We start from the raw sequence: 25,077 nt of genomic DNA, 5'->3' as shown, positions 1-25,077 counted from the left end.
CTCGAACGCTGGAGTTGTGCGCGCTGACGGGTCGAACGACGGTGCGCCCCGCCCCCTGATCGGCCTGCCGACCTATCTGGAACTTGCCCGTTTCGGGTCGTGGCATATCGACAGTGCGGTGTTGCCGCACAGCTACATTCAGATGGTGGCGGAGGCGGGTGGTATTCCGGTGCTGCTACCACCCGTCGGAGTGGCCCGCCCGGAACTGGTGGCGCGGCTCGACGGTCTCGTGCTGACCGGCGGTGCCGACGTGGCACCAGCCCGCTACGGCGCGCCCGAACATTCACTCGTCTACACCAGGCCCGATCGGGACGAGTCGGAGTTCGGGCTGTTCGAGCTGGCGCGGGCGGCAGAGCTGCCGATTCTCGCGGTGTGCCGCGGCCTGCAGGTGGTGAACGTCGCCTTCGGCGGCACGCTGATCCAGCATCTGCCGGATGTGGTCGGGCATGCCGACCATTCCGGCACCGTAGGTGGCTTCACCGTCACCGACGTGGTGACCGTGCCGGGCAGCAGGGTCGCCGCGATCGCCGGGCCGGCGGTGAAAGCCAACTGCCACCATCATCAGGCGATCGACGTGCTCGCCTCGGCATTGGTCGCCACCGCGCACGCGGCGGACGGCACGATCGAGGCGGCGGAAACGACGGACGGCCCGTTTCTGGTCGGCGTGCAATGGCATCCGGAAGTGGATGCGGTCGACCGTCGGTTGATCAGTGCACTGGTCGTGGCGGCCGAAGACTATCGAAGGGAGCGGACTTCGTGACGACAGCGCAGGTGGTCAACCCGGCGACCGAGCAGGTGGTGACCACGGTCGAGCTCACCGGCGAAGCCGAGACCGACGCCGCGATCGAACGGGCCCAGCGCGCGGCGATCGCCTGGCGCGAGGTGGCGCCGGGCGATCGGGCCCGGCTGCTGCGCCGGTTCGCCGACGCCGTCGACGCGGATGTCGAGCACCTCGCCCAGCTCGAGGTCGCCAACTCCGGTCACACCATCGGCAACGCGCGCTGGGAGGCGGGCAATGTCCGGGATGTGCTGCACTACGCGGCCGGTATCCCGGAAAGGCTGCTCGGCCAGCAGATTCCGGTGGCGGGTGGCGTCGATATCACCTTCCACGAACCGCTCGGCGTGGTCGGTGTGATCGTGCCGTGGAATTTTCCGATGCCGATCGCGGCGTGGGGATTCGGGCCCGCGCTGGCGGCGGGGAACACGGTGGTGCTCAAACCCGCGGAGCTGACACCGCTGACCGCTGTTCGGCTGGCGGAGCTCGCGCTCGAAGCGGGCTTGCCGGAGCACGTATTCCAGGTGCTGCCGGGCAAGGGTTCCGTGGTCGGGCAGCGGTTCGTCACCCATCCCGCGGTCCGCAAGGTGGTGTTCACCGGTTCGACCGAGGTGGGCACCGAGATCATGGCCGGGTGCGCGCGGCAGGTGAAGCGGGTGACGCTTGAGCTCGGCGGTAAGAGCGCGAATATCGTGTTCGCCGACGCCGATCTGGAGCGGGCGGCGGCCACCGCGCCGTACGGTGTGTTCGACAACGCCGGACAGGATTGCTGTGCGCGCTCGCGGATTCTGGTGCAGCGCAGTGTCTTCGATCGGTTCCTCGAACTATTGGAGCCCGCCGTGCGTGGGGTGCAGGTGGGTGATCCGGCGCAGGAGTCCACCGAGATGGGCCCGCTGATCTCGGCCGCGCATCGCGAGCGGGTTGCCGCGTTCATCGAGCCATCGACCAAGGTCGCGTTCACCGGCAAACGACCCGATGGCCCCGGATTCTGGTATCCGCCAACGGTTGTGCTGCCGGACTCGCCTACCGACCGGGTGCTCACCGAGGAGGTGTTCGGCCCGGTGGTCGCGGTGCTTCCGTTCGAGGACGAGGCCGACGCCATCCGGATCGCCAACGACACCGAGTACGGGTTGTCGGGCTCCATCTGGACCAATGACGTCGGTCGGGCGCTGCGGGTTTCCCGCGCCGTCGAGGCCGGGAACCTGTCGGTGAATTCGCACTCGTCCGTGCGGTATTGGACGCCGTTCGGCGGATTCAAGCAGTCCGGGCTCGGTCGCGAACTCGGGCCCGACGCCGCGCTCGCGTTCACCGAAACCAAGAACGTCTTCATCGCCACGCAGTGACCTACCCCCCATACCCGACAGGAGATGCCTTGCAGCGCTTACAAGATCGAGTCGCCGTCGTCACCGGCGGCGGGAGCGGCATCGGCCTAGCCACGGTCCGCCGCTTCGCCGCCGAGGGGGCGAAGGTGGTCGTCGCCGACATCGACGCCACCACCGGTGAGGCAGCGGCCGCCGAGGTCGACGGACTGTACGTCAAGGTCGACGTGACCGACGAGGCGCAGGTCGAAGCCTTGTTCCAAACCGCCGTCGACACCTACGGCGGGCTCGACGTGGCGTTCAACAATGCGGGAATCTCACCGCCGGAAGATGATTCGATCCTCACCACCGGGCTCGACGCCTGGCGTCGGGTCCAGGAGGTCAATCTCACCTCGGTCTACCTGTGCAGCAAGTACGCCATCGGACACATGCTGGAACGCGGCAAGGGTTCGGTCATCAACACCGCTTCCTTCGTTGCCGTCATGGGCGCCGCCACCTCGCAGATCTCCTACACCGCGTCCAAGGGTGGCGTCCTGGCTATGAGCCGCGAACTCGGAGTTCAGTTTGCCCGCAATGGTATTCGCGTTAATGCCCTCTGTCCCGGCCCGGTGAACACGCCGCTGCTGCAAGAACTGTTCGCCAAGGATCCGGAACGCGCCGCCCGCCGCCTGGTGCACATCCCGACCGGGCGCTTCGCCGAACCCGAGGAAATCGCCGCCGCCGTGGCCTTTCTCGCCAGCGACGACGCGTCGTTCATCACGGCATCCCAGTTCCTGGTGGACGGCGGCATATCCGGCGCCTACGTGACGCCGCTGTAGGGTATCGCGCGTCGTTGCCGCCTCGAGGGGTGGAACGTGGCCAGACTTGTTCCGGTGCGCGTCGTCGCCGAGCCGAGGCTCGGCGACGACGCGGAACGGTTCCGATTCCGCTTCGACGCTCTAACCCTTACCGCCTGGCGGGGCGGCCGCCAGCACTGTGGCGGAGACGAGAACTGTCGACGAATACGCCGGACGGAACGCCTTTCGCTCAGCCGCCGGATGCGCCGTGGTGCGGATCGGCGACTATCTTGCTCACGGAATAAAACTATTCAGGTCCGGCATCCCGGGGATGTCCGGCATGGTCGGCAGGCTGGGCGCGCCGCCGTTGCCGTTGGGCAAGCTGTCCAGCGGGTTCGGCACGTTCGGCAAGTTCGGTAGCTGTGCACCGCCTTGTGCACCGCCCTGGCCCTGTGCGCCGCCCTGGGGGTCGACCTGAACCCCACCTTGGGTCCCGCCCTGCGCGCCGCCGCCCATGGGGCTTTGCGTGCCACCCTGCGCGCCGCCCTGACCTTGCAGGCCGCCCTGTGGATTTGCCTGCACACCACCCTGTAGGCCGCCCTGCGCGCCTGGCTGAGTTGCCCCGGGTGGGGTCGGCGCCGGCTGAGCTGCGGCGACCCCGCTGCACAGAAGTGTCGCGGTGAACCCTGCGGCAGCCGCGGTCGCGATCTTGATCTTGTAATTCATGTGTGTAGCCCCTTCTCATCTCGAAGTGGTACATGCGTACATGCTGATCAAACGTTCAACACGATAGTGGCTCACATCACAATGAGCAAAACTGGTCGGTACGAAAACTCTCTGACGTGCACATATGCCTGCACACCAGCACCGCCGAAATCGGAATCGCACACCCTTCGTGTCAGCCGCGCGCTCTGTACGGGGTGTGCAGCTGGCAGAAAGGGTGTGCGGCTGGGGCTGCGCGCGGTGGCCGGGCGTGTCGTCGCCGAGCGCGGGGCTCGGCGACGACCGCGAACAGGTTCGGCTTCGCGTCGACACCACTACCGCCTGACGGGCGGTGGCCACTGCGGTGACGGTGGTGCGGATTGTCGGCGAGCCTGTCAGGCCGAGCCGGTCAGCTGTTCAGTCGTGACTACTGCATCGCAGTGAGTCTTAGTTGGTTGCGCCGGTGCCGCCGCTGTTGCCCGTTCCGGTGCCTGTGCCTGTGCCCGTTCCGGTGCCTGTGCCCGTTCCGGTGCCGGTGCCGTTGCCTGTGCCAGCGTCGGTGCTGTTCTCGGTCCCTGTCCCTGTCCCGGTGCCGGTTCCGGTGCTGTTCCCGGGCCCTGTGCCTGTACCGGGGCCCGTGCCCGTGCCCGTGCCCGTGCCCGTGCCTGTGCCGGTGCCTGTACTGGTGCCGGTCGTGCCCTCATTGGTAGCGGGGGTGTCAGGGCACTTCTTCTCGTCCTCATCGCCCGGCTTGGGGTCCGTGCCATTCGGCTGGTTGGCGGCCGGGTTGGCACTGCCCGTATCCAGCGGGAAGGCAGCTCCACTCGGGGCGGCTCCATTTGGCGGAACCTCATCCGCGTCGGTCGGGCTGCTCTGGCCGCCCGCGTCGCCCTGGCCTGCCGATCCGTTCGGGTCTTCGGTGCCGCTCTCGTCTTTCTTGCCGTCCGGGCACTTGGGCTCAGCCTGCTTCTCGTCTTCCCCCTGGCCGACCATCGTGAATCCGCCGATCATAGGATCCGGCTGGAATGTATTCGCCCCGGCGGCACCGGTTAGCAAAAGTGTCGCGGTCAGCCCTGCGGCGGCCGCGGCTCCGATCTTGCAAATCATATGTGTAGCCCCTTCTCGTTTCGAAGTGGTACATGCTGATCAAACGTTCAACACGTTAGTGCTGACCGAGCAAAATGCGGAGGATGCCGGTAGCGCAGGCAAGTCATTGCCGGAATTGGGATTAATCGAGTCCGGCCATTTATCGGCGGCGCGAGCCATTCCCAAATCAAACGAAAATCAAACCCGACAATCGGAACCGGCATAACGAACGGAACATGGTCGAGGCGTCGAGAACCCGCTCAACCATGTCCCGTTCGGGGGCTGGCTGCTATGGCGCTATGGCCGCCTTGGCGGGGATGAGGGCAGCCGGTGTCAGCGAATCGCCCGCGTCGGGCACCTCGGTGCCGCGTAGTGACGTTCCAGCGGTCTCCCGGAGGAAGCACCAAGCGACCAGGCCGATCAGGCTGGCACCGATCATGTAGACGGGTGGAAAGAGCGACCAGCCGGTCGCGTCGATGACCGCCTCGTTGACCAGCGGCGCGGTGCCACCGAAAATCGCCGTCGAGACGTTGTAGGCCAGCGCGAAGCCCGCGTAGCGGACGTGGGTCGGGAAGATCGCGGGGAAGGTCGAACTAATGGTCGCCAGCTGGGGGATGTACAGCAGACCGAGAACGACGAAGCCGGTGATGGCCCACACGGTTCCCCGCCCCATCAGCCAATACATCGGGACTGCCAGCACCGCGAGGCCGATCAGCGAGAACAGCCACAAGGGGCGGCGCCCGACGTGGTCGGACAGACGCCCGAAGAACGGCAGCACCAGCATCATCACCGTCTGGCCGATCAACATCATCGCGGTGGTGTCCGACTCGCCCATGCCGATGGTGTTCTGCAGATAGGTCGGCTGATAGGTGAGCAGCGTGTAGTTGACGACGTTGAGCGCGACAACCAGTCCCGCCAATGTGAGCGTTTCCCGGCGATAAGTGGTCACCAACTCGCGCAGACCGCCGGGCGGATGCTTTTCGTGGGCGACTTCGGTGAATACCGGGCTTTCGGTGAGGCGCGAGCGCAGATACCAGCCGGTGAGCCCGAGCGGGACCGCGATCAGGAACGGGATCCGCCAACCCCAGCTGTGCATCGCGTCCGAGCCGAGCACGAGCTGGCAGGCGAGCACCGTCGCCGAACCGCCGACGAATCCGGCGAGCGTGCCGAATTCGAGGAAGCTGCCTAGGAAGCCACGTTTCTTGTCGCTGGCACATTCGGCCAAATATGTTGCGGCGCCGCCGTATTCACCACCCGTCGAAAATCCCTGCACAACCCGAAGGGCGATGAGCAGAATCGGCGCGAACACGCCGACCGAGCTGTGGGTCGGCAGCAGACCGATGGCGCCGGTAGCCGCGGCCATCAGCAGAATCGTGGTGGCCAGCACGGCCTTTCGGCCGATCCGGTCGCCGAGCGGTCCCCACACCATGCCGCCGAGCGGGCGAAGCACGAATGAAACGGCGAAACCGAGCATGGTGCCGAGCGTGCCGAGCTCACCGGGGAAGAAAGCGTCGGTCAGATAGGTGGCCGTCGCGGCATAGACGCCGTAGTCGAACCATTCGGTGGCGTTGCCCATCGCGGAAGCGGCGACCGATCGCCGTAGTGGAAAACTCTCCGGGTCCCCGTCAGTCACGTGCACGTCCTCTCCAGCCCGTCAGACGGACTTCGTTTCCATCTCCGGGTTCTGACACCAGAGACTGGGCACGAAACAATCCGATACCCATCTTTCAGTCGGTGCAAACCCCGACCCGTGGGTCTCGACCCCACTCCCGCACTTCCTACCTGCGGTGGAGGGGGTGAATGTGAAGATGATCACGAATGTATAACGGAGCCCGCTATCGAGCAGCGCCTGCTCGCCGCCGACAGCGCTCAGCCGCGCAGCGAGTCAACCGGTTTCAGCGAGGCCGCCGGGTGTCACCAAGCCTGCCTCGTAGGCGAACACCACCGCCTGCACCCGATCGCGCAGGCCGAGCTTCGTCAGCACCGAACTGACGTGGGTCTTCACCGTGTGTTCACTGACCATCATGGCCGCGGCGACCTCGACGTTCGAGAGTCCACGGGCGAGCTGGCGCAATGTGTCTCGCTCCCGCTCGGTCAACTCGCCGAGGCGGCGTGCCAGCTCTGGTCGCGGGTGGCCGCGGTGCGCGAGTTCGGTGATCAGGCGCCGGGTCACCGTCGGCGTGAGCAAGGCCAGCCCGCCGCGCCGTGGCAGCTCGACCGGGTCGGCGATCGCCTCGACGGGTTCGGGTAGGAGATCGACCGCGCCGGAAGCGATTTGCTCGACGCGCTCGATTCCACGTCGGGTCGCGTCGTCATCACCCGCGGCCCGGGCTTTCGCACTGGTAGGGCTCACAAGAAGTCAGTCTGTTCTGCCCGCGCCCTTCGCCGCCTCACTCTGCGGACTGATCCGCGTCTCACCCCTGCGGATGAGGTTGTGCCGCCACAACTTCGGCTCTCAGCCTTGCCGTTCGGCCAGGAACTCCTCCCAGGTTCGCCGCCCCTGCTGGGTGTTGTCGAAGGTCAGATTCGCGCCCGCGCGGTACAGCTTGCCTGTCTTTCCCGGCCAGCGCACCGGTATCAGCAGTCGCCGTTTGCCACTCGCCCGGAGGTAGTCGCGGACTACATCGCCGAACTCGTACACCTTCGGCCCGGCCAGGTTCGGCACCAGCCCGGCAGGCTCGGCCAGCGTCAACTCCACCAGCCGAGCCGCGACGTCGCGCGAATCGACCGGCTGGAACCGGACCCCGCGCGGAATCGGGATCACCGGCAGCTTCGCCAGCGTGCGCAGTACCGTCAAGGCCAGATCGTGGAATTGGGCGGCCCGCAGGATCGTCCACGGCACACCCGATGCGGCGACGATCCGTTCCGCGGCCGTCTTGTTCTTGTAGTAGCCGAGCGGAATCTTGTCCGCCGCGATCACCGAGATGAAGACGAGGTGCCGCACCCCGGCCCGCGCCGCCGCGTCCACCAGATGCTGGGTCGCCACATCGTCACCCTTCGGGCCGCCCGCGAGGTGCAGCACGACCTCGACCCCGTCGACCGCCGCCGCCACCCCCGCACCCGTCAGCAGATCACCCGTCACGTACTCGATGCCGTCCGCCGACTCGTGCGTCTTCCTGCTCAACAGCCGCAGCTTCGCCCCGGCATTCACCAGCAGCGGCACCACATGCCGCCCCAGTGTGCCGGTACCACCGGTGACCAAAATCGTCGCAGTCATGGTTGTCCCATCTCCTCCGGACCGAAAGTGACCCTTCCCGGATATGACCACCGAGCGCGTCCATGTGTGACACGTTCGAGGATTGGACTCACAGACCTTCCGTAAACCCCACAGCGGCAACACGGTCTGTGAACCGTGCGGACACGCTGTGAACTGTGCGGACACGCTGGGGGGATGGGGCTAGCGGTGGCCGTTGGCGAGGTCGCCCAGGCGCTCGTACAGGAGGGAGAGATCGCGGTGGTGGCGTGGATTCGAGGGATCCGCGCGGACCAGGTCTTCGGCCAGTTGTAGGCCGCGCTGGTAGTGGCGGCCCGCTTCGGCTGCGTCTCCGATGGCGCGTGCGAGACCACCCAGTTTTTCGCACGAGACGAGGAGATCGCGACGGTATCCGAGGTCGGCGGGATCGGCGGCGATCAGTCCTTCGATGATGCCCATGGCGAGCCGGTAGTGGTCGGCTGCCACGTCATACGCGCCGGTGCGGCAAGCGATGTCGCCCAGCTTGTCGTAGGTGAAGGACAGGTCGAGGCGGTACCTGGGATTGCCGGGTTCGGCCTCCACCAGACTCATATCGATCGCCAGCGCGTGTTGGGACAGTCGGTTCGCCTCGACGAAATCGCCGTGGGCGCAGGCTATATCGCCCAGCTTGGTGTAAATGACTGCCTGGTCGCGGCGGTAGCCGTGGTTCGACGGTTCGGCCTCGACCAGTTGTTCGGCAAGGGTGAGCCCGCGGTTGTAGCGTTGCTCCGCTTCCGTCGAGTCGCCTCGGGCCGAGGCGACGTTGCCCCATGACGTGAGGGTGACCAGCAAGTCGCGTCGATGACCGGGATTGCTCGGCTCGGCCGCCATCAGTCCCTCGGTGATGGCGACCGAGCGCCGGTAGTACTGGATGGCTTCGTCGTAGGCGACGCGGTCGCGTGCGAGATTGCCGAGTTTGTCGTAGGTGACGGACAGGTCGCGCTGGTACCGGAGGTTGCCGGGTTCGGCCTCGACCAATGCTAAGGCGACGGACAGGGCGTGCTGGAACAAGCGGTCCGCCTCCGCGACGTCTCCGCTGCGTCGAGCGATGTCGCCGAGGTTGTCGTACGAAACTGAAAGTCGCCGGCGGTAGTCGAGATCAGCGGGTTCGGCCGCGACGAGCTCTTCGGCGACGGCCAGTGCCCGGCGGGCGAGTCGGGTTGCCTCGGTGGTATCGCCGTTGGCGAGCGCGGTGCGGCCCGCTGTATCGCAGCAGAACCAGACATCGCTGAGGTGGGCGGGGTCGGCCGCGGCGAGTTCTTCGGCGACGTCGAGGGCTCGAAGATGCAGGCGCAGTGCTTCATTGCCGTCGCCACGGGCCAGGGCAAGGGCGCCCAGCCTGTCGTAGGAGATGGAGAGGTCGCGACGGTATCCGCCTTGTGATTGGTCGGCTTCGACCAGTTCCTCGGCAAGTGCCAGCCCCCGCCGGAAGAAGCGGTCGGCCGCGTCGTAGTCGGCTGCGGCGAGAGCCAGATTTCCCAGCTTGTTGCAGGGGACCAGGACATCCCGCCGGTAGGTGTTGTTGGCCGGATCCGCGGTGAGCAGCTCTTCGGCGATAGTCATTGCCCGGTGATAGAGGCGCCCCGCGTCGGTGGAACCTCCCGGTATTGATTCATCCATTCGCTACCCCCCCAGAGAATTTCGATCGAGAGTTCCACCCCTCACCGTGAGGATAACAGCGGGGTCCGACAGCAAACCGACGCCGAGAAGCACTTGGCGGACAAGCTGATTCCAACGTCGCGTTGGCCTGGTCAACTGTTCGCGGGCCAGGTTTCCTCGATGATCAGGCGGCCCGCCCGCAATGCGGCCTCGTGGTGTTCGGCGACCAGGTCGGGTGGGTAGGTCGGCCAGAGGGTGATGGCGCCGGTGGCCTTGTCGATGGTGCTGACCGTGCCGCCGATGGGCAGCGGAGTTGGGGGAGTGCGGGATTCGGTGGACGGGGGCGGGACGAAGATGGCGACGACGACGAAACAGCTGTCGAATTCGGTGATCCGGTTGGTGATCCCGCGTCCGGCATCGTCGTCGAAGGACAGGTAGCGCTCGGCGAGACGTTCCGCTTCGGCGAGCGTCACCGGCGTGGTGCACTCGGTCGGGTAAGCATGGATGTCCATGGTGTCGACGGCGTCCACCGGTAGTGGCGCCAGCTCCTTTCCGCAATCCTGGTGCCCCACTGTGCCGTACGCGCCCGGCGGTTGTTCGCGTTGTCCGGGATTTGCTGTCGGGCGGCGGGGTTTGCCGGGTCAGTCGAAGTGCACGGTTGCGAGCATACGGCGGGCAAGCGACTCCGGGTCGGCGCCCGCGGCCAGGCTCGAATTATCCAGCGCCCCTTCGCGCCACAGCGCGGCGAAGCCGTGCACCAGCGACCAGGCGGCCAGCTGGGTGGCCTGCTGTCGCTCGACGTCGGCGGGGTGGATGACGGACACGCCGGAGCGCAGGGCGCTCGCGGACCGGGCGCGGGCCTCGTGCAAGCGTGGATCGTCGGCGCGCAACAGACTGTGCCGGAACATTACGTCGAAGTGCCCCGGGTGTTTCCGCGCGAATCGAATGTAGGCGACGGCGACCTCGCGGAAGTCGGCACCGGCCTCGGTCAACTCGGCGGCGAGCAGTTCGAAGCCCTCGGTGGCCAGCGCGGTCAGCACCCCCGCACGGTCACCGAAATGGTGTGCGGGGGCCGCGTGCGAGACGCCGGCCCGGCGGGCCAGCTCGCGCAGGGACACCGCGTCGACGCCGTCGGTCGCGATCTGGTCGGCGGCCGCGGCCAGGATGGTGGCCCGCAGATCGCCGTGGTGGTAGCCGCTTTTCGCCATGCCTCGATGGTGCCGGAGAATCTAGTCATTGACAAGTTTACCCGGCGGGACCTAATCTTTCCAGTGTCAAGATTGATCGCTAGAACACAGGAGATCCCGATGGCACCGCTGGTTGTCCTCGCCGTCATCACCGCAACAGCTCGGCTCATCGGCTGGCTGGTCGGCCCCGGGTGGCTAGATTCATGGCCGCACGCCATCGCACTCGGCCTCGCGGCCATGTTCGTCCTGACCGCGAGCGCGCACTTCCTTTCGCCGCGCCGCGAGGCCCTGGTGGCAATGGTCCCGCCGCAGCTGCCCAACCCGGCGGCGCTGGTCGCCCTCACCGGCGTCCTCGAACTCGCGGGCGCGGTCGGCCTGCTGATCCCCGCAACGTCCACCATCGCGGCCGCCGCGCTGATCGCGATGATGGTCGCCATGTTCCCGGCCAACATTCGCGCGGCGAAGGCGGATATCGGCATCAAGACCATGCCGCTGCCGCTGCGCGCCCTGGTCCAGCTGATCTTCATCGGGGCCCTTGGCGTCGTCCTCTTCGGCTGAACACACGAAAGCCCGCCCGCGCGACGAATAACGTTGCGCGGGCGGGCTTTATCGCGTGCGAGGCGCGGTCAGAGCATGGTGCGTGCCTTGGCGATGGTGCGCCGCATGAACGGACGCGCCATGTCCTCCGGCAGATTCGCCCATGCCAGGAAGAACCGGGTCAGCGGATCCAGCGCGATGTGATGGCGCCCGCGTTCGATCCCACGCACCGCGGCCTCGGCGACCCGCTCGGCCGACATCGGTTCGATCGAGCCGGTAATCGCCTTGGTCTCCGCCGGTTTACGAACATTCTCCCTGGCCAGTCCCGGTGTGTCGGTGTCGGCCGGGTAGATGACCGTCACCCCCACGCCCGCGGGTTCGGCCTCGTACCGCAGGCACAGCGCGAGCTGCCGAATACTCGCTTTGGTCGGCCCGTAACTGCTGTACCCGACGATGCCGAGGAAGGCCGAGGTCGAACTGACGAGAAGTACGTTGCCGCTGGACCTTTCGACCATTCCGGGCAGCACCGCCCGCACCGCGTGCACCGCGCCGAGATAGTTCGCCGCCATCTGCACCTCGAATTCGTCCGCGTCGATCTCGAGGAACCGGCCGGGCAGGGTGAGTCCGGCGCAGCAGGCGATCACCGCGCACGGACCGTGCTTGCCCTCCAATTCGGCGATGGCCGAGGCGAGTTGGTCCCGGCGGGTGACATCGGCGACGGCCCAGTCGCCGCCGATGCGCATCGCGGTGTCGCGCAGCGCGACCTTGCGGCGCGCGATGACCGACACCTGCGCGCCACGCCGGGCGAACGCGGCCGCCACCGCCGCGCCGATGCCCTCCGATCCGCCGGTCACGATGACGTGCTTACCGGACCACCGCGTGCCGTTGCGACCGGTCATCGCGCGACCCCTCAGGTCCGGCTCGCGGCGACGATCTCGGCGATCCGATCACGCCACAGCAGATAGGTCGTCGACGAACCGTCCTCGGGCAATCCCTTCAGCGAATTGTCGATGAGCGCATCGGTTTCCGCGACCGAGTGCCCGCAGAAGGCCTGGGCGGCCGCCTCGCTGTGCTCATTGGTGCTGTTGGTCTGCTGCCGGATCTTGGTCACCATCGCGCAACCCAGCGCGAGCCGCGGCCGGTACTGCCCGGCCAGCTCCCAGACTTGCGCCAGATCAGCGGGTTCCACGCCGCCGGCGAAGGTCACCGCGATGCCGACACCGCTCCACAGGTCGGCGCGCCGGTGCTCGGCGAACCCGCCGACGAGTTCGGCCACCCGCACCGGATTGCCACCACCGATGAACCACAGCGCCCGGCCCAAGCCGTGATCCGCGATGCGCTGCAGGTTGGCGCGGTCGCCCATCCAGCGCGGGTAACGGGTGTCGACGTGCTGGTTGTCCACGTAGCGCCGTTTCTGGAAGAACGCCTTGTAGAAGCCGTATCCGTCGACCGCGAGCCAGCGGTACAGCGGGTGTTGCGGAAAAAGCTTCTTCCATCGGGGCTTCGGGATCTTCGCGAGCGCGAGCCCCACTCCGACGACCATGGTCAGGTCGTGGATCTTGGACTCGGGTCCGACCATCAGATCGGCGGCCCGATGGCCCGGCGACAGCGAATCGATGGCGGTGAGACCGACGGCGGCGCCTTCATAGGCGAAGCCGCGGTACTTCACCGGCACCTGCGCCAGCGCGGCGACCAACTCGGCGTTGTCGGAACTGCGCACCGCCTTGTCGATGCCGCCGACCAGGTGCATGGTCACCTGCTCCAGCTCCAGTGCGGCGGTCGGATTCGACTGTTCGAATCCCTGCATGACCCTTCGCACGCTGGCCGGGCTCGGGACGAACAAGGCCGCGCGCAGCGGCCCCAAAGGTGAAGGCATGACAGGGTTCTCCGTTCTTCAGGGGATGAAGGGGCGGTAGCCGCCGTCGTAGAAGGCAAGCGCCCCCGCGGCGGCCAGCGCGGGGTCGCGTTCGGCGTGCACGACCTCGCCGATGACGATGCTGTGGTCGCCACAGTCGTGGATCGTGTCGAGCTTGCATTCCAAGCCCGCCACCGTCCGCGCCAGCATCGGCGCGGCGGTGTTCGGGCCCTCGTACCACTCCACCTGCCGGAATTGGGCGGTGCCATCGGGCCTGGAGGAGTCGGCGAAGTAGCGCGCGATCGGCTCCTGCTGTGCCGAGAGCACCGAGATCGCGAACGCGCCCGCCTCCTGGATCGACCGATGCAACCTGGCGGTGTGCGCTACACAGACCAGGATCAGCGGCGGATCCAGCGAGACGGAGGTGAACGCGTTGGCGGTCATCCCGTGCGGCCGTGGCCATCCGGTGGTGATCACCGTGACTCCGGTGGTGAACGCGCCGAGCACGCGGCGCAGCTCGGCGCTGCTGGTCATGGGCGTGCCGCCTCCTTCGCCGGTGCGGACGCCGCGGGTCGGGCCGGTGCGCCGACGAGGACGGGCTCGGCCGGCACGCTGGGCGCCACCGAACGCTGCTGCCACCATTCGGCGATTCCGCGTGCCCACCAATACATTCCGCGTGCGCCGCAGACGATGACCAGCGCGAAGAACAGGCCGTAGGAGATGTGCAGCGCGGTGACGACGCCGTACATGATGCCGACCGAGGCCCCGAACATGATCTGGTGCTTCTTGCCCATCGGCGTCGTGCCGGGGTCGGTGACCATGTAGTTGGTGAACAGGACGAACGCAAGACCGGTCCCGACGGCGAGCGAGGGAAGGACCGAGACGTTCGGTTCGATCAGTCCGCGCACCACCGCCTGCAACACGAAGGCCGCGACCCACGCCATGATCAGCGGCATCTTCATCGTCAGCTTGGCGTTCAACATGGTGCCGGTGAACAGCAGCACCATAATGATGAGCGCGTCCGCCGCACCCGAGATGTTCTCGACGAAGTGATACGGCGGCGCGACGGCGATCATCGGGAAGACCAGGATGGCCACCACGATCCCGAAGTTCGACGGGTTCATGAAGTGCCGCATCTTGCCGTTGATCTTGGCCCGGAGCACCCATTTCGCGCCGACCGCGACCGTGACGCCGAAGATGACCGGCCATATCCGATCGTGCGCGAAGGTCAAGAAGTTGAACGCCAGACCGGTGATGTGGGCAGGCAGCAAGAACTCGAACATCCCGCGCGGCCCACGGCCCATGAAGGCGGGGGCCCGGTGGTATGCCCACGCCGCAAGCACTTCCAGCCCGATCTCCACGCTGTACGCGGTGGCCAGCGCAATGAACGGCCACAGGAACGGCTGCTCGAAGCCGAGGAGCGGGAAGCCGATGAGGTTGAAGATGGTGATGGAGATCGCGAAGTTGCGCAGTGCCAGGTAGCGCTTGTCTTTGGCCGGCGCGGGCGTCTCCACCCACTCCTTCGCGAACTCGGTTCCGGAACGCTGCAGGGCGGCGATGCGTTCCACGGCATTGCCCGCATGCCCGTCGCCGTTCGGCTTGGCGTCGGCACTGCCGTTCGGTTCGAGGGGCGCCTTCGCTGTGCCGTCGGCGTCGATTTTGCCGTCGGCACTGCCGTTTCCGGCGCTGCCGCTGGCTTCGACGGGCGGTGGCGATGAGTCGGGTTGACCGTTGGCCGCGCCAGGTTCTGGCTTGTCCTTCTCGCTCATGACGCCACCTCGCTGGTGCTCAGATCCGTCAGGCGCGAGGCGCACTGTGTCATGATTCGCTCGCTGTGCTCGCTCATTACTTGACCTCCTGAGCATTCGAGGTGAGGTTCATCGTGTGCCAGCCCGGCGTGAGCTGGATCGTCTGCTCGTGCGGTGCGCCCTTGTTGTCGCGCCAGCGCAGCAGCACATTCAGTGGCGTGGCCGGATCGACATTGCCGAGGCCGAGATGTATTTCAGTGGCCCGCTTTCCGGTGTGTCCGCTGCCGCCGTCGAGGCGGGCGGTGTGCAGCTTCCCGTCCGGGGTGCGCACCTCCACCTGCGCGTCGATCGCAGGAACGCCGAGGGCTGGCAGCCCGGCGACCGTCGTGGCCGGAGAACCCTCATTGGTCGGCTTGTGCAGCTTCAGCCCGAGATACTGACCGTTCTTCGCCCGATTGTTGTGGTAGAAAACCGGATCCGCCCACTGCCTGGCCACCGCGAAGCTGAGCGCGCCGTTGCCCGAGGTGTCGCCGATGGCGATACCGCGGGACGGGATCGGGGCGTCCATGCCGAGGGTGTGGGTGAGGTTGGCGAACTTCCCGTCCTCGTCCTGGCTGAAGAAGCCCATGGGGTCGCGGCCGGACAGATCGGCGTCGTCCCCGATCACCGGCCATGCCTGCGGGTATTTCACCAGTTCGTCGTTGATGGTGCCGATTTCCTGGATCTGCGGCCAGCGGTTGGTATCGCCCTTGATCATGCCGGTCGCCTGGATCACTTCGTTGCGGCCGTCATTGTCGAAGTCGTTGATCTTGGCGTCCCAACCCCAAGTCTCCCAAGCCAATCCGACGTCAGGGGCACGATTCTTGAACGGTGCGATGCCGTCGGCGAGCTTGGCGGCGGCGTCGGCGGTGTTCTTGGCCGTGTTGTACCAGGCGAAATGCCCCTCCATCAGTGCGTACCGCGCGGCGATATTGCTGACGAACAGGTCGGGCATGCCGTCGCTGTTCAGGTCGCCGAAGTCGGCGGCCATGCCTTTGTACGAATCATGGCCCATCACATAGGACTTCGGATCGGTCAGACCACGTTCGCCCTCGGCGAAGCCGAAGCGGATATCGCCCGGCTTGGACTTGTTGACGAACAGCCGGTCCTTGCCGAAGTCGTTGGACACGTACAACTCTGGCAGCTGATCACCGGTGAGATCGGTGGCGGCGGCGGCCAGGACCCACCCGGTGGACTTGCCGATCGGGAACGGCTGACTCACCTCGCGGTAGTCGACCGATGGTTCGCTGCCGGACTTGGCGTTGTCCAGGGTGAAGACCCGGTTGCCGCCGCCGTTGGCGGCATTGGAGAAGGAGTCGGTCATCCACAGGGGAACGCGTCCGTCCTCCTTCAGCACGTCCATGTCGGGGAAATAGTTGCCGATGAAGATGTCGGTGGTTCCGTTACCGTCGAAGTCGGCGATGGCGACCGCGGCGGTGACCCAGCGCTGCCCGTGATAGTCACCATCGGCGGTAGTGGGCACCGGCACCAGATCGACCGGGCGAAATGCCTTGCTGTCCAACTTCGTCGCGTCCCCGCGCTGCAAGTAGATGATCGGGGTGCGACCGTAGAAGTGCACCAGCATGTCGGTCCGGCCGTCGGCGTTGAAGTCGCTGGGCACACAGCCGGACGGCACGGCCGCCTCGTCCATCCGCAGCGGTGCCGGGTCGAGAATGAAGGGCTGGTACCGGCTGGTGTTGCTGTCCGGTGTCGGCGTCACGTACACCTTGTCCGCCCGGACGTCGACCATGCAGAGATCGTCGGAAAGGCGGTTGCCGTCGATGTCGTTCATCGCGGCGGACGCGCCGATCGAGGAGATCCAGGCCGACAGGTTCTTGTACGGATGGCGCACGTGCCGGATCGTGCGATCGCTGCGTACTCCCTCCGGCATGGCGATGGGCATCGCGGTGAAATCGAACCGGCTCGCGAGCCGCCCATCCGCGGTGTCGTGGGAGGGCAGCAGCGCACTGCGCGCCGGGATGAAAAAGGCACCCATCAGCAGCAGAGCAACCGCGGGCACCACAGCTTTCCGGAGGAGTGATCTGTTGATGGGGATTTTCACGAGTGCTCCTCCTGGAAGAGAGTGGATTGCTGTCCCGCTGTGTCGGCTAGGCCGTCGAGTACTTCGCGCAGCGTCACCAGTGCCTGGTCCAACTGCTCTCGGGTATGCCTGCAGTTGATGAAGAACCGCAGCCGTGCCTCACCCGCGGGCACGGTGGGATGGGAAATGGCGTTGACACTGAAGTCGCGCTGCAACATGGCCACCGCGCCGAGCACCGCGGGCTCGTCGGCGCCGGTGATGATCGGAGTGATCGGCGTGCCCTCCGAAGTGCCGGTGTGGAAACCGCTTTCGCGGGCCCGGCGGTGGAAGTACGTCGCGTTGTCGCGCAGCGCGGTGACCCGCTCGGGTTCATCACGCAGCACGGCGAGGCTTTCCAGCGCCGCCGCGATGGCCGACGGCGCGGGCGAGGCCGTGTACATGCTGAGTCCGCCCGCTACGTACTTGAAACCGTCGACCAGTTCCCGGTTTCCGGCGAGATAGCCGCCGACGCTGCCGATCGCCTTGGACAGCGTGCCCATCCAGACGTCCACCGCGTCGCCGGGGAGGTCGAACAGCTCGCGCACGCCGAGCCCTTTTTCGCCGAGCACGCCGAACGAATGCGCCTCGTCGATCATGATCGAACAGTTGTATTTGCGGGCCACCTCGATGATCTCGGGCAGCCGGACCACGTCGCCGTCCATGCTGTACACACCCTCGATCAGGACGAGTGCCCGATCGAAGCTGCGCCGCGACATCTTCAGGATCGCCTCGAGCGACTCGGGGTCGTTGTGCCGGAAGTTGACTCGCTTGCACCTGGCCCATTCGGTGCCTGCCACCATGCTGTTGTGGATCAGCGAGTCGCAGATCGCGAGATCCCGCTTGCCGAGCAGGAATCCGATGGCGGCGGCGTTGGTGAGATAGCCGCTCGCGGTCACGATCGCGGCGTCGGTGTCGTAGATGGTCGCGAGCTCGCGCTCCAACTCGCCATAGATCGGCAGCTCGCCCGCGACGATACGGACGGCGGCGGCCGAGGTCCCGTAGCGATCGATGGCATCCTTGGCGGCCTGGTGCACGCGCGGCGACGCGGCCAGGTCGAGGTAGCCGAAACTGCTGAAGTTGACCACATCTCGATCCGCCATCCGGGTCACCGCGCCGCTGACTCCCTCGTGCGGCAGGTAGTACGGATTCGGCAGCCCCATCTGCTGGAGCCATTCGTCGAAGCGACCGAAGCGCCGACCGGCCTCCAGCACGCCGGGATGGTCGCGGAAGGACGTCGTCACCCGGTCTGCAGACCCGTTGCCGTTGCCGCCGTTTTCGCCGGTGTTCCCTTGTCCGGCGGCGGCTTTCGTGGCGCCGTTCGGTGCCGCGTTGCCGTTGTCGGCTCCGCTGTCACTGTGCTTGGCCAGTAACGCGCGCGCCAATTCGCGCGAATCGTTCTGATCGATGGTCATTCGGTATCGCTCCTCGCCATTCGGTCCTCCTCTTGCGCAATCTGTTCGGCAAGCCGGGCACCGAGGCCGCGCAGGGTCAGCCCGATCGCGGCGAGCACCGACATCTGCACGCCGAGCACCTTCACCACCCGTGCGCCGAACTCCATGCCCATCAGTGAGTCCATGCCGAGGTCGGGCAGCGGGGTGTCCAGGTCCACCGTGTCCGCGCTGACCCCGAGCACCACGGCGAGCTGCTCGACGAGCAGATACGCCACGACCTCACCGCGCTGTTCGGGGCCGAGCTCCAGAATCTCCGCGCGCAGTGCGCCGACACCCGAGGCGCCGCCCGCCGCGCTGACCAACTCGCCGAACCGGGGCGTGCGAGCCGACGGTCGGTGCACCGTCGCCCATTGCCCCCAGTCCACGTCGAGCAGCGCGATCTGCGCCGTGTCCATCCGAAGGCATTCCCGCAGCTGCTCGGTCGCGACGTCCATCTCCACCGACCGGTACCCGGTGAGCTCGGCGTATCGAGTGACGGATTCGTAGTCGGCCATGCCGCCGCCACTCATGAAGCCCCAGTTCACCGCGAGCGCTGCCGCGCCACGTGCGCGCCGGGCGGCGGCGAGGGTGTCGAGCACCGAATTGGCGGCGGCATAACCCGATTGCGGGTTGATGCCGACGATGCTGCTCGCCGAGGAGTACAGCACGAACAAGTCGAGGTCGATTCCGGCCGCCGTGAGCGCGTTGTCCAGGTTCAGGGCGCCCGCGACCTTCGGCCCGAAGATGGCTTCCAGTGATTCGATGGTGATCTGCGGAATCTCCAGGTTGTTGACGACGCCGGCCGCGTGGAAGACACCGCGCAGCGGATGACCCTCGGCGTTGCTGCGCTCGATCAACGCCGCCACCGCGTCGTAATCGGACACGTCCACCCGCTCCTCGACCACCACCACGCCCGCTTCGGCGAAGTCCGCCAGGACTTCTCGGGCCTCGTCGGTGGCGGCACCCTGGCGGCCGACCAGCACGAGCCTGCGTGCGCCCTCGCGTACCAGCCAGCGAGCGGTGGCGAGGCCGAAGGCGCCGAAACCACCGGTCACCAGATAGGCGGCGGCCGGATCGATGTGCACCTGCGGCAGTTTCGCTCGCACCATCGGGTTTTCCGCGCGCAGATCGATCACGATCCGGCCGATCTGCGCGGACCGCACCACGGACTCGAAGGCCGCCGATACGTCGTCCGGGCCGAACGCGGTGTAGGGCAAGGCTTTATAGACTTCGGTGTCGAGGGCGTGGATCACCCGCCGGGAGGCGGCACGGACCAGCTCCGGGCGGGTGGCGAGGGCCCGGTCGATATCGACGGCGAAGAACGACATGTTGCGGTCGAACGGGCGCAGGTCGATCGCGCCGCCCGTATAGATGTCGGCCTTGCCGAGCTCGATGATCCGGCCGAATTCGGCTACCACCCGCAGGTTTTGGTGCAGGATCTCGCCGGGGGACGAGCTGTACACCACGTCGACGCCGCGGCCGTCGGTCAGCCGGAGTACGTCGTCGACGAAGCTGACCGAGCGCGAATTGAACACCTCCTGCGCGCCCATGTCGCGGACGATCGCCCGCCGCTCCTCGGTGCTAGCGGTGGCGATGACGCGGGCGCCCATCCGCCGCGCGACCTGCACCGCCGCCATGCCCATGCCGCCGGCCGCGCCGTGCACCAGCACGGTTTCGCCCGGTCGGAGCCGGGCCAGCTCTTCGAGCGTGAATTCCGCGGTGAGCAGCGGCAACGCGGAGCTGCAGTGGCAGGGATCGAAGTCGTTGTCCAGGTTGATATCCATCCGCTGGGTCGCGCCGTCGTCGGGGCGGATGGTGAGGTAGCGGGTCAGCATGCCGCGACTGCACAGCGACATCAGATCGCCGGGAGCGACCTCGGTGACGCCGGGGCCGACCCGTTCGACGACGCCGGCGCCCTCCATCCCGACCACCGTGCCGAAATACGTTCCGGCCAACTCTTTTTCGGTGAGCACGCCGAGAATCTTCAGCGGGTCCTTGTAGTTCACGCCGACGGCGTCCACCCGGACCTCGATCTCACCGGGACCTGGCTCGACCCGTTCGACCTCGCGCCAGGACAGCTCCGACAGCAGCCGGGAGCGTGGAATCTCCAGCGTGAACGACTTTTCGGGGTCGGTGAGCGGTGCGCTGGCATCCCAGGTCGCCAGCTGGTCGCGCAGCGTGTGCCGCAGCTGCATGGCCCAGCACGCGCCCGCACGCAACGCGACTTCGTCGGCGCGGGCGGCGACGGCGTCCTCGGCGAAGACCTGCCCGATGATATCGGCGGCCGGAGTGCCGGCTTCGGCGTCGATCAGCCGCCAGCGCGCGTGCGGCTGTTCGTTGAGCAGGGTGCGCCGCGCGCCGGTCAGTGCCGTGTGCGGCAGGTTCGCGAACCGGTCGACGGGCAGACAGAACGCTTGCTCGGTCACCACGACACCGCGCACCTCGGGCGGGGTGTCGGCCGCTTCGGCCAACAGGCGGCTGATCGCCTGTGCGACAAGGACGAGGCCGTACACGTTGCGCACCGGGTCGAGTTCCCCGTTCGCCACGACCACCAGCCGGCTGCGCTCGACATCGGACCGCTCGTGGGCGGCCTTCAACAGCGCGAACACGCGGTCCGCGTCGGTACTGTCCTCGGCGCTGACATTGAGCAACTCGCTGGCGGCACGTACGGCGGCCAGCTCTTTGGCCCGCTGCGACACCGTGCTGCCCAGGCTGATCACCATGAGGAATTCCGCCGGTGCCGCGGCCTCGGCCTCGACCGTGGTCTCGGCGTCGTCGACGATCGACCACACCGGTTCGTAGAACACCTCGTCCAGCTGGTCGAAGACATCCTGGCGGGCCGAGATCTCGGCGAACCGCACGCCCGACATCGTCAGCACGACGCGGCCGTCCGCGCCGGCGAGATGGATGTCGGCGAGCAGCGGATCGCCCGGTGACCTCGACACCCGAACCCACGCTTCGTCATTCGGCAGCAGCCCGGACCAGCGCACCGCCGTCACCGCGGCGGGCACCACGACCACCGGCACGTCGCCCGAGGAACGCGCGGACAGTGCGGCGAAGCACTGCAGGGCGGCGTCGACGACCGCCGGATGCGCCAAGTGCGGTAGCGCAGGGGCTTCGGCCTGCGGCAGCAGCGAGAGATCGAGCCGGGCCAGCACACCGTCCTGGCCGACCCGCGCGGTGTCCACCAGGCGGAACGACGGTCCGTAGGCCAGGCCGTGCGCGGCGAGACCCTCATAGAGCAGGTCCGCGGGGATATCGACCGCGTCGAGTGGCGGCGTGATGTCGATGGTTCGCGCGTCCACGTCCGCCTCGATGAGGCGACCGTATGCGTTGAGGGTCCAGGTGGTTTCGGTGGCCGTGCGGGAGCGGACGGTGAACCGGTGGGTGGTCTCCTCCACATCGACGCGCAGTACCGGCACGTCATGCTGACCGACGATCAGCGGAGCGGCGAACTCGACCGCCTCCAGACCGAAGGACGTGCGACCGGTGCGGGCCGCGATGGCGCTGAGCGCGGCGTCGAGGTAGGCGGCGCCGGGCAGCACCACCGAGCCCTCGACCACGTGGTCGCGCAGCCACGGCAGGTTCGTCACCGACAGCTGTACTTCCCAGGCGGAGGCGGTGGCGTCGGTGCGTTCGCCGAGCATGGCGTACCCCGCGGTAGCGCCGGCCCGGTCGCGCTCGGTCACCGGATCCTCGGTCCACAGCACCCGGCGCTGCCAGGGATACCTGGGCAGATCCAGGTGGCCGACCGCGGCCGGGCCCGCTCCGGGTACCTGCGAAACATCCAGCGCACCCGCGCGATACAGATCGACGACGGTCCGGCGCAGATTTTCCTCGTCGTCGGCGTCGCGCGACAAGGTGCTGACCGCCGCGCCGGAGAGCCCGCGCTGCACGAGCGCTTCGCGGATGTTGCCGCTGAGCACCGGGTGCGGCCCGACCTCGAGGAATGCCAGGTTGCCCGCTTCGAGCAGCCCGCCGATGGCATCGGCGAAGCGCACGGGTTCGCGCACATTGCGGCACCAGTACTCGCGGTCCCATTCGGGGCCCGCCAGCTCCGCACCGGTCACCGTGGACCACAACGGGATTCGGGTCTCGGTGGGATGGAGACCGGCGAGTACCGAGCGCAGCTCGTCGAGGATCGGATCCATCAGATGGCTGTGATACGGCACCTCTACCCGCAGCGCTTTCGCGAAAATGCCTTCCTCGGTGAGGGTTTCGCGCAGCCGATGCAAGGCGTCGAGGTCGCCGGCCAGGGTGACCGCGGTCGCGGAGTTGACCGCCGCGACGCAGACGCCCTCGATATCGGCCAGCCGTTGCAGCGCCTGCTCCTCGGGCAGGCCGACGGCGAGCATGCCGCCACTACCCGCGGTGGTGGCCTGCAGCCTGGACCGGTGGTAGCTGACCAGCAGTGCGTCGTGCAGCGACAGCGCACCGGAGACATAGGCTGCGGTCACCTCACCGACGCTGTGGCCGACCACCGCGGACGGCCGGATGCCGAGCTCGGCGAGTTCCGCGGTGAGTGCGGCCTGTACCAGGAAGTTCGCCGGCTGGGCGAAGGCGGTGCCGGTGATCCGCGAATCCGCTTCGTCGCGAAGCAATTCCGCCACGATCGACCATTCGGCGATGGGCCGGAACACCTCGTCGATCTCGTGCGCGACTTCCGCGAAGCGGCCGCCGGCCTGCAACAGGCCGCGACCCATGCCCCACCACTGCGGTCCCATGCCGCTGTAGACGAAGATCGGCTGCGGCCCGGCCTCGGACAGGGCACGCGCGGGCGACTGCCCACCGCCGCCAGCGAACTCCGCCAACTGCGCACGCAAATCGTCGTCGTCGCGGTAAGCGAACGCGGCGCGCAGCGGATGGTGCGCGCGCCGCGCCCAGAGCGTCTCGGTCACGGTCGGCGTGGCGACCGTCTCGGCCAGCGTGCCGACCGCCGTGGCCAGTTCGCGCAGCGCGGTGTCGCTGCGGGCGGACAGGGCGAGCACGGGAAACGGTTGCGGCCGTGCGTCGTCGACCGGAACGACGGTGGGCGCCTGCTCCAGGATCACGTGCGCGTTCGTGCCGCCGTAACCGAAGCTGTTGATCGCCACGGCGGCTCGGCCGTCGATGCTCGGCATCGGTTCGGGCTCCATCGGAACCCGCAGTCGTAGTTCGTCGAACCGGATCTCCGGGTTCGGATTGTCCAGTCGCAGCTGCGGCGCGATGGTGCCGTGGTGCAGGGTCAGCGCGGCTTTGATCACGCCCGCGACACCCGCGGCGGCCTCGGTGTGGCCGATGTTGTTCTTGACCGAGCCGACGATCAGGTCCTCGGTGCGTCCTTCGACAGCGCCGTAAACCGTACCGAGGGCGTTCATTTCGAGCGGATCGCCGACGGAGGTTCCGGTGCCGTGCGCCTCCACATAGCCCACCTGATGCGGTTCGATGTCGGCGATCCGGTGCACCCGCCGGGCCAGCGCCTCTTGGGCGACCGGGTTCGGGACCGGGATGGCCAGCGTGCGCCCGTCCTGGTTGACCCCGCTGCCGCGCACCACCGCGTAGATCCGGTCGCCGTCGCGCAGCGCCACGTCGAGCGGCTTGACGATGACCGCACCCGCGCCTTCGCCGCGACCGTAGCCGTCGGCGGTCGCGTCGAAGGTCTTACACCTGCCGTCGACGGAAAGGAAGCGACCCTTGCACATCGAGATGAAGGTCTCGGGCCGCAGCATCGCGTTCGCGCCGCCGACGATGGCCGCCTCGCACTCACCCGCCTCGAGCGCGAGCACCGCCTGATGCAGTGCGACCAGCGACGACGAGCAGGCCGTGTCGATGGTCATGGTCGGGCCGAGCAAGTCGAGCAGGAACGAGATGCGGGCCGACAGCAGGGTGTGCGATGCGCTCGTCGGGCTATGGCTGTTGATCGAGGCTCGGGCCATCGATCCGCTGCGCACCAGTGCGTTGTCGTTCATGAAGCCGCCGACGAAGACGCCGACCTCACGCCCGCTGACCTTGCCCGCCATGCCCGCGTCGTCGAGCGCGTCCCAGGCCACCTCGAGCAACAGGCGCTGCTGCGGATCCATGATGGCCGCCTCGCGCTGGGAGATCCCGAAGAACTCGGCGTCGAACTCCCACAGCGACTGGGTCAGGAATCCACCGTGGCGGGTGTACATCCGGCCGGGTGCGTCCGGGTCCGGGTCGTAGAACTTCGCCAGGTTCCACCTGTCCCTCGGCACCTCGACAATCCCGTCGCCCTTGTGCAGGACGAGATCCCAGAAACTGGCCGGGTCGTCGATTCCGCCCGGAAATCGGCACCCTATACCGACAATTGCTATAGCGGGCATGCAAAAGTCCTCTGGACGTCGCGACATTCGAATAACGGCGCACACCTGCGCCATTGCAGACGCGCCTTCGAATTGTCTTGGAGGGCACCGGAATAATGCGCCTGCCGTGTGTAGTAATCGGCCGCTGTGTCCGGTGTGAATTTGGTTCCGTGGTAGGAGATCTGTGTCCACCCATGGTAGGAGGCAGGCTTATCGATGGTCAATACTGTTCATCAAGTCAAGCATGAAAGCCCTTGTCACAGGGGTGATTGCGGCTGCATCGCCGCTGCATGACGCCATTATTCCGCTGTTATTACAGGGTTATGGCCGAGTGTCCGATCGACCATGACAGTGTTATTGAACCGAATGACATTGTTATACCGGAGAACTGCCATAAATATTGCCCGCGAGGT

19 protein-coding genes are annotated in these 25,077 nt (G+C 67.1%); 4 read left to right on the top strand and 15 right to left on the bottom strand.

Features of this window, described 5'->3' with window-relative positions:
• Positions 1 to 16: 16 nt before the first annotated feature.
• The 3 genes from KV110_RS31560 to KV110_RS31550 are packed head-to-tail and all read left to right on the top strand — an operon-like array spanning position 17 to position 2,912.
• Positions 17 to 760, top strand: a complete 744-nt coding sequence (locus KV110_RS31560; protein WP_218470825.1) for a gamma-glutamyl-gamma-aminobutyrate hydrolase family protein — start codon at positions 17 to 19, stop codon at positions 758 to 760.
• Positions 757 to 2,118 carry an aldehyde dehydrogenase family protein gene (locus KV110_RS31555; RefSeq protein ID WP_218470823.1) on the top strand — a complete coding sequence of 454 codons (1,362 nt, stop codon included), beginning with the start codon at positions 757 to 759 and terminating at the stop codon, positions 2,116 to 2,118. Before KV110_RS31560 ends, KV110_RS31555 begins: the two co-directional genes overlap by 4 nt.
• Positions 2,115 to 2,912, top strand: coding sequence for a 3-oxoacyl-ACP reductase (locus KV110_RS31550; RefSeq protein WP_425518146.1), 798 nt, complete (start codon positions 2,115 to 2,117; stop codon positions 2,910 to 2,912). The genes KV110_RS31555 and KV110_RS31550 overlap by 4 nt, the downstream gene beginning before the upstream one ends.
• A gap of 252 nt (positions 2,913 to 3,164) precedes the next feature.
• On the opposite strand, the gene KV110_RS31545 is transcribed toward KV110_RS31550, so the two are convergent.
• The 8 genes from KV110_RS31545 to KV110_RS31510 all read right to left on the bottom strand — a co-directional run bounded on the left by KV110_RS31545 (position 3,165) and on the right by KV110_RS31510 (position 10,697).
• Positions 3,165 to 3,596: a hypothetical protein gene (locus KV110_RS31545; RefSeq protein ID WP_218470821.1), complete on the bottom strand. Its 432-nt coding sequence runs from the start codon at positions 3,594 to 3,596 to the stop codon at positions 3,165 to 3,167.
• Between the two features lie 423 nt (positions 3,597 to 4,019).
• Positions 4,020 to 4,679, bottom strand: a complete 660-nt coding sequence (locus KV110_RS31540) for a hypothetical protein (RefSeq protein WP_218470820.1) — start codon at positions 4,677 to 4,679, stop codon at positions 4,020 to 4,022.
• Positions 4,680 to 4,947: 268 nt separating this feature from the next.
• Positions 4,948 to 6,234 (bottom strand): MFS transporter, encoded by a 1,287-nt coding sequence (locus KV110_RS31535; protein WP_218479140.1) that lies wholly within the window; start codon positions 6,232 to 6,234, stop codon positions 4,948 to 4,950.
• A 309-nt stretch (positions 6,235 to 6,543) separates the two neighbouring features.
• Positions 6,544 to 7,011: a helix-turn-helix transcriptional regulator gene (locus KV110_RS31530; RefSeq protein WP_393537998.1), complete on the bottom strand. Its 468-nt coding sequence runs from the start codon at positions 7,009 to 7,011 to the stop codon at positions 6,544 to 6,546.
• 102 nt (positions 7,012 to 7,113) lie between these two features.
• Positions 7,114 to 7,875: an SDR family oxidoreductase gene (locus KV110_RS31525; protein WP_218470819.1), complete on the bottom strand. Its 762-nt coding sequence runs from the start codon at positions 7,873 to 7,875 to the stop codon at positions 7,114 to 7,116.
• A gap of 180 nt (positions 7,876 to 8,055) precedes the next feature.
• Complete coding sequence (locus KV110_RS31520; RefSeq protein WP_218470817.1) at positions 8,056 to 9,453, bottom strand: tetratricopeptide repeat protein; 1,398 nt, start codon at positions 9,451 to 9,453, stop codon at positions 8,056 to 8,058.
• Between the two features lie 188 nt (positions 9,454 to 9,641).
• Positions 9,642 to 10,001 carry a hypothetical protein gene (locus KV110_RS31515; protein ID WP_218470816.1) on the bottom strand — a complete coding sequence of 120 codons (360 nt, stop codon included), beginning with the start codon at positions 9,999 to 10,001 and terminating at the stop codon, positions 9,642 to 9,644.
• Between the two features lie 129 nt (positions 10,002 to 10,130).
• Positions 10,131 to 10,697, bottom strand: coding sequence for a TetR/AcrR family transcriptional regulator (locus KV110_RS31510; protein WP_218470815.1), 567 nt, complete (start codon positions 10,695 to 10,697; stop codon positions 10,131 to 10,133).
• 99 nt (positions 10,698 to 10,796) lie between these two features.
• On the opposite strand from KV110_RS31510, the gene KV110_RS31505 reads away from it, so the two are divergent.
• Positions 10,797 to 11,234 (top strand): DoxX family protein, encoded by a 438-nt coding sequence (locus tag KV110_RS31505; RefSeq protein ID WP_218470814.1) that lies wholly within the window; start codon positions 10,797 to 10,799, stop codon positions 11,232 to 11,234.
• A gap of 68 nt (positions 11,235 to 11,302) precedes the next feature.
• Here the strand turns inward: KV110_RS31505 and KV110_RS31500 are convergent, their stop codons facing one another.
• The 7 genes from KV110_RS31500 to KV110_RS31470 all read right to left on the bottom strand — a co-directional run bounded on the left by KV110_RS31500 (position 11,303) and on the right by KV110_RS31470 (position 24,685).
• Complete coding sequence (locus tag KV110_RS31500) at positions 11,303 to 12,112, bottom strand: SDR family NAD(P)-dependent oxidoreductase (RefSeq protein WP_218470813.1); 810 nt, start codon at positions 12,110 to 12,112, stop codon at positions 11,303 to 11,305.
• A gap of 11 nt (positions 12,113 to 12,123) precedes the next feature.
• Positions 12,124 to 13,089 carry a DUF1702 family protein gene (locus KV110_RS31495; protein ID WP_218470812.1) on the bottom strand — a complete coding sequence of 322 codons (966 nt, stop codon included), beginning with the start codon at positions 13,087 to 13,089 and terminating at the stop codon, positions 12,124 to 12,126.
• 18 nt (positions 13,090 to 13,107) lie between these two features.
• The gene (locus KV110_RS31490; protein WP_218470811.1) at positions 13,108 to 13,602 is read right to left on the bottom strand and encodes a flavin reductase family protein; all 495 of its coding nucleotides are present in this window, start codon (positions 13,600 to 13,602) and stop codon (positions 13,108 to 13,110) included.
• Positions 13,599 to 14,837 carry an RnfABCDGE type electron transport complex subunit D gene (locus KV110_RS31485; protein ID WP_218470810.1) on the bottom strand — a complete coding sequence of 413 codons (1,239 nt, stop codon included), beginning with the start codon at positions 14,835 to 14,837 and terminating at the stop codon, positions 13,599 to 13,601. Before KV110_RS31485 ends, KV110_RS31490 begins: the two co-directional genes overlap by 4 nt.
• A 76-nt stretch (positions 14,838 to 14,913) precedes the next feature.
• Positions 14,914 to 16,917, bottom strand: coding sequence for a CRTAC1 family protein (locus KV110_RS31480; RefSeq protein WP_218470809.1), 2,004 nt, complete (start codon positions 16,915 to 16,917; stop codon positions 14,914 to 14,916).
• A complete protein-coding gene (locus KV110_RS31475) occupies positions 16,914 to 18,347 on the bottom strand; it encodes an aminotransferase class I/II-fold pyridoxal phosphate-dependent enzyme (protein ID WP_218470808.1) in 1,434 nt (477 codons plus the stop codon). Before KV110_RS31475 ends, KV110_RS31480 begins: the two co-directional genes overlap by 4 nt.
• The gene (locus KV110_RS31470) at positions 18,344 to 24,685 is read right to left on the bottom strand and encodes a type I polyketide synthase (RefSeq protein WP_218470807.1); all 6,342 of its coding nucleotides are present in this window, start codon (positions 24,683 to 24,685) and stop codon (positions 18,344 to 18,346) included. Before KV110_RS31470 ends, KV110_RS31475 begins: the two co-directional genes overlap by 4 nt.
• Positions 24,686 to 25,077: the final 392 nt, after the last annotated feature.

This window comes from Nocardia iowensis, assembly GCF_019222765.1.
Classification (GTDB): Bacteria; Actinomycetota; Actinomycetes; order Mycobacteriales; family Mycobacteriaceae; genus Nocardia; species Nocardia iowensis.
Note: the sequence above shows the minus strand (reverse complement) of the source record. Positions and strands in the feature narration are given on the sequence as shown.

Excerpts from the sequence above, each read along its gene's own strand:
- KV110_RS31545 (WP_218470821.1), bottom strand. The coding sequence starts at position 3,596 with ATGAATTACAAGATCAAGATCGCGACCGCGGCTGCCGCAGGGTTCACC.
- KV110_RS31540 (WP_218470820.1), bottom strand. The coding sequence starts at position 4,679 with ATGATTTGCAAGATCGGAGCCGCGGCCGCCGCAGGGCTGACCGCGACA.
- KV110_RS31535 (WP_218479140.1), bottom strand. The coding sequence starts at position 6,234 with ATGGGCAACGCCACCGAATGGTTCGACTACGGCGTCTATGCCGCGACG.
- KV110_RS31525 (WP_218470819.1), bottom strand. The coding sequence starts at position 7,875 with ATGACTGCGACGATTTTGGTCACCGGTGGTACCGGCACACTGGGGCGG.
- KV110_RS31520 (WP_218470817.1), bottom strand. The coding sequence starts at position 9,453 with ATGACTATCGCCGAAGAGCTGCTCACCGCGGATCCGGCCAACAACACC.
- KV110_RS31515 (WP_218470816.1), bottom strand. The coding sequence starts at position 10,001 with ATGGACATCCATGCTTACCCGACCGAGTGCACCACGCCGGTGACGCTC.
- KV110_RS31510 (WP_218470815.1), bottom strand. The coding sequence starts at position 10,697 with ATGGCGAAAAGCGGCTACCACCACGGCGATCTGCGGGCCACCATCCTG.
- KV110_RS31505 (WP_218470814.1), top strand. The coding sequence starts at position 10,797 with ATGGCACCGCTGGTTGTCCTCGCCGTCATCACCGCAACAGCTCGGCTC.
- KV110_RS31500 (WP_218470813.1), bottom strand. The coding sequence starts at position 12,112 with ATGACCGGTCGCAACGGCACGCGGTGGTCCGGTAAGCACGTCATCGTG.
- KV110_RS31495 (WP_218470812.1), bottom strand. The coding sequence starts at position 13,089 with ATGCCTTCACCTTTGGGGCCGCTGCGCGCGGCCTTGTTCGTCCCGAGC.
- KV110_RS31490 (WP_218470811.1), bottom strand. The coding sequence starts at position 13,602 with ATGACCAGCAGCGCCGAGCTGCGCCGCGTGCTCGGCGCGTTCACCACC.
- KV110_RS31485 (WP_218470810.1), bottom strand. The coding sequence starts at position 14,837 with ATGAGCGAGAAGGACAAGCCAGAACCTGGCGCGGCCAACGGTCAACCC.
- KV110_RS31475 (WP_218470808.1), bottom strand. The coding sequence starts at position 18,347 with ATGACCATCGATCAGAACGATTCGCGCGAATTGGCGCGCGCGTTACTG.
- KV110_RS31470 (WP_218470807.1), bottom strand. The coding sequence starts at position 24,685 with ATGCCCGCTATAGCAATTGTCGGTATAGGGTGCCGATTTCCGGGCGGA.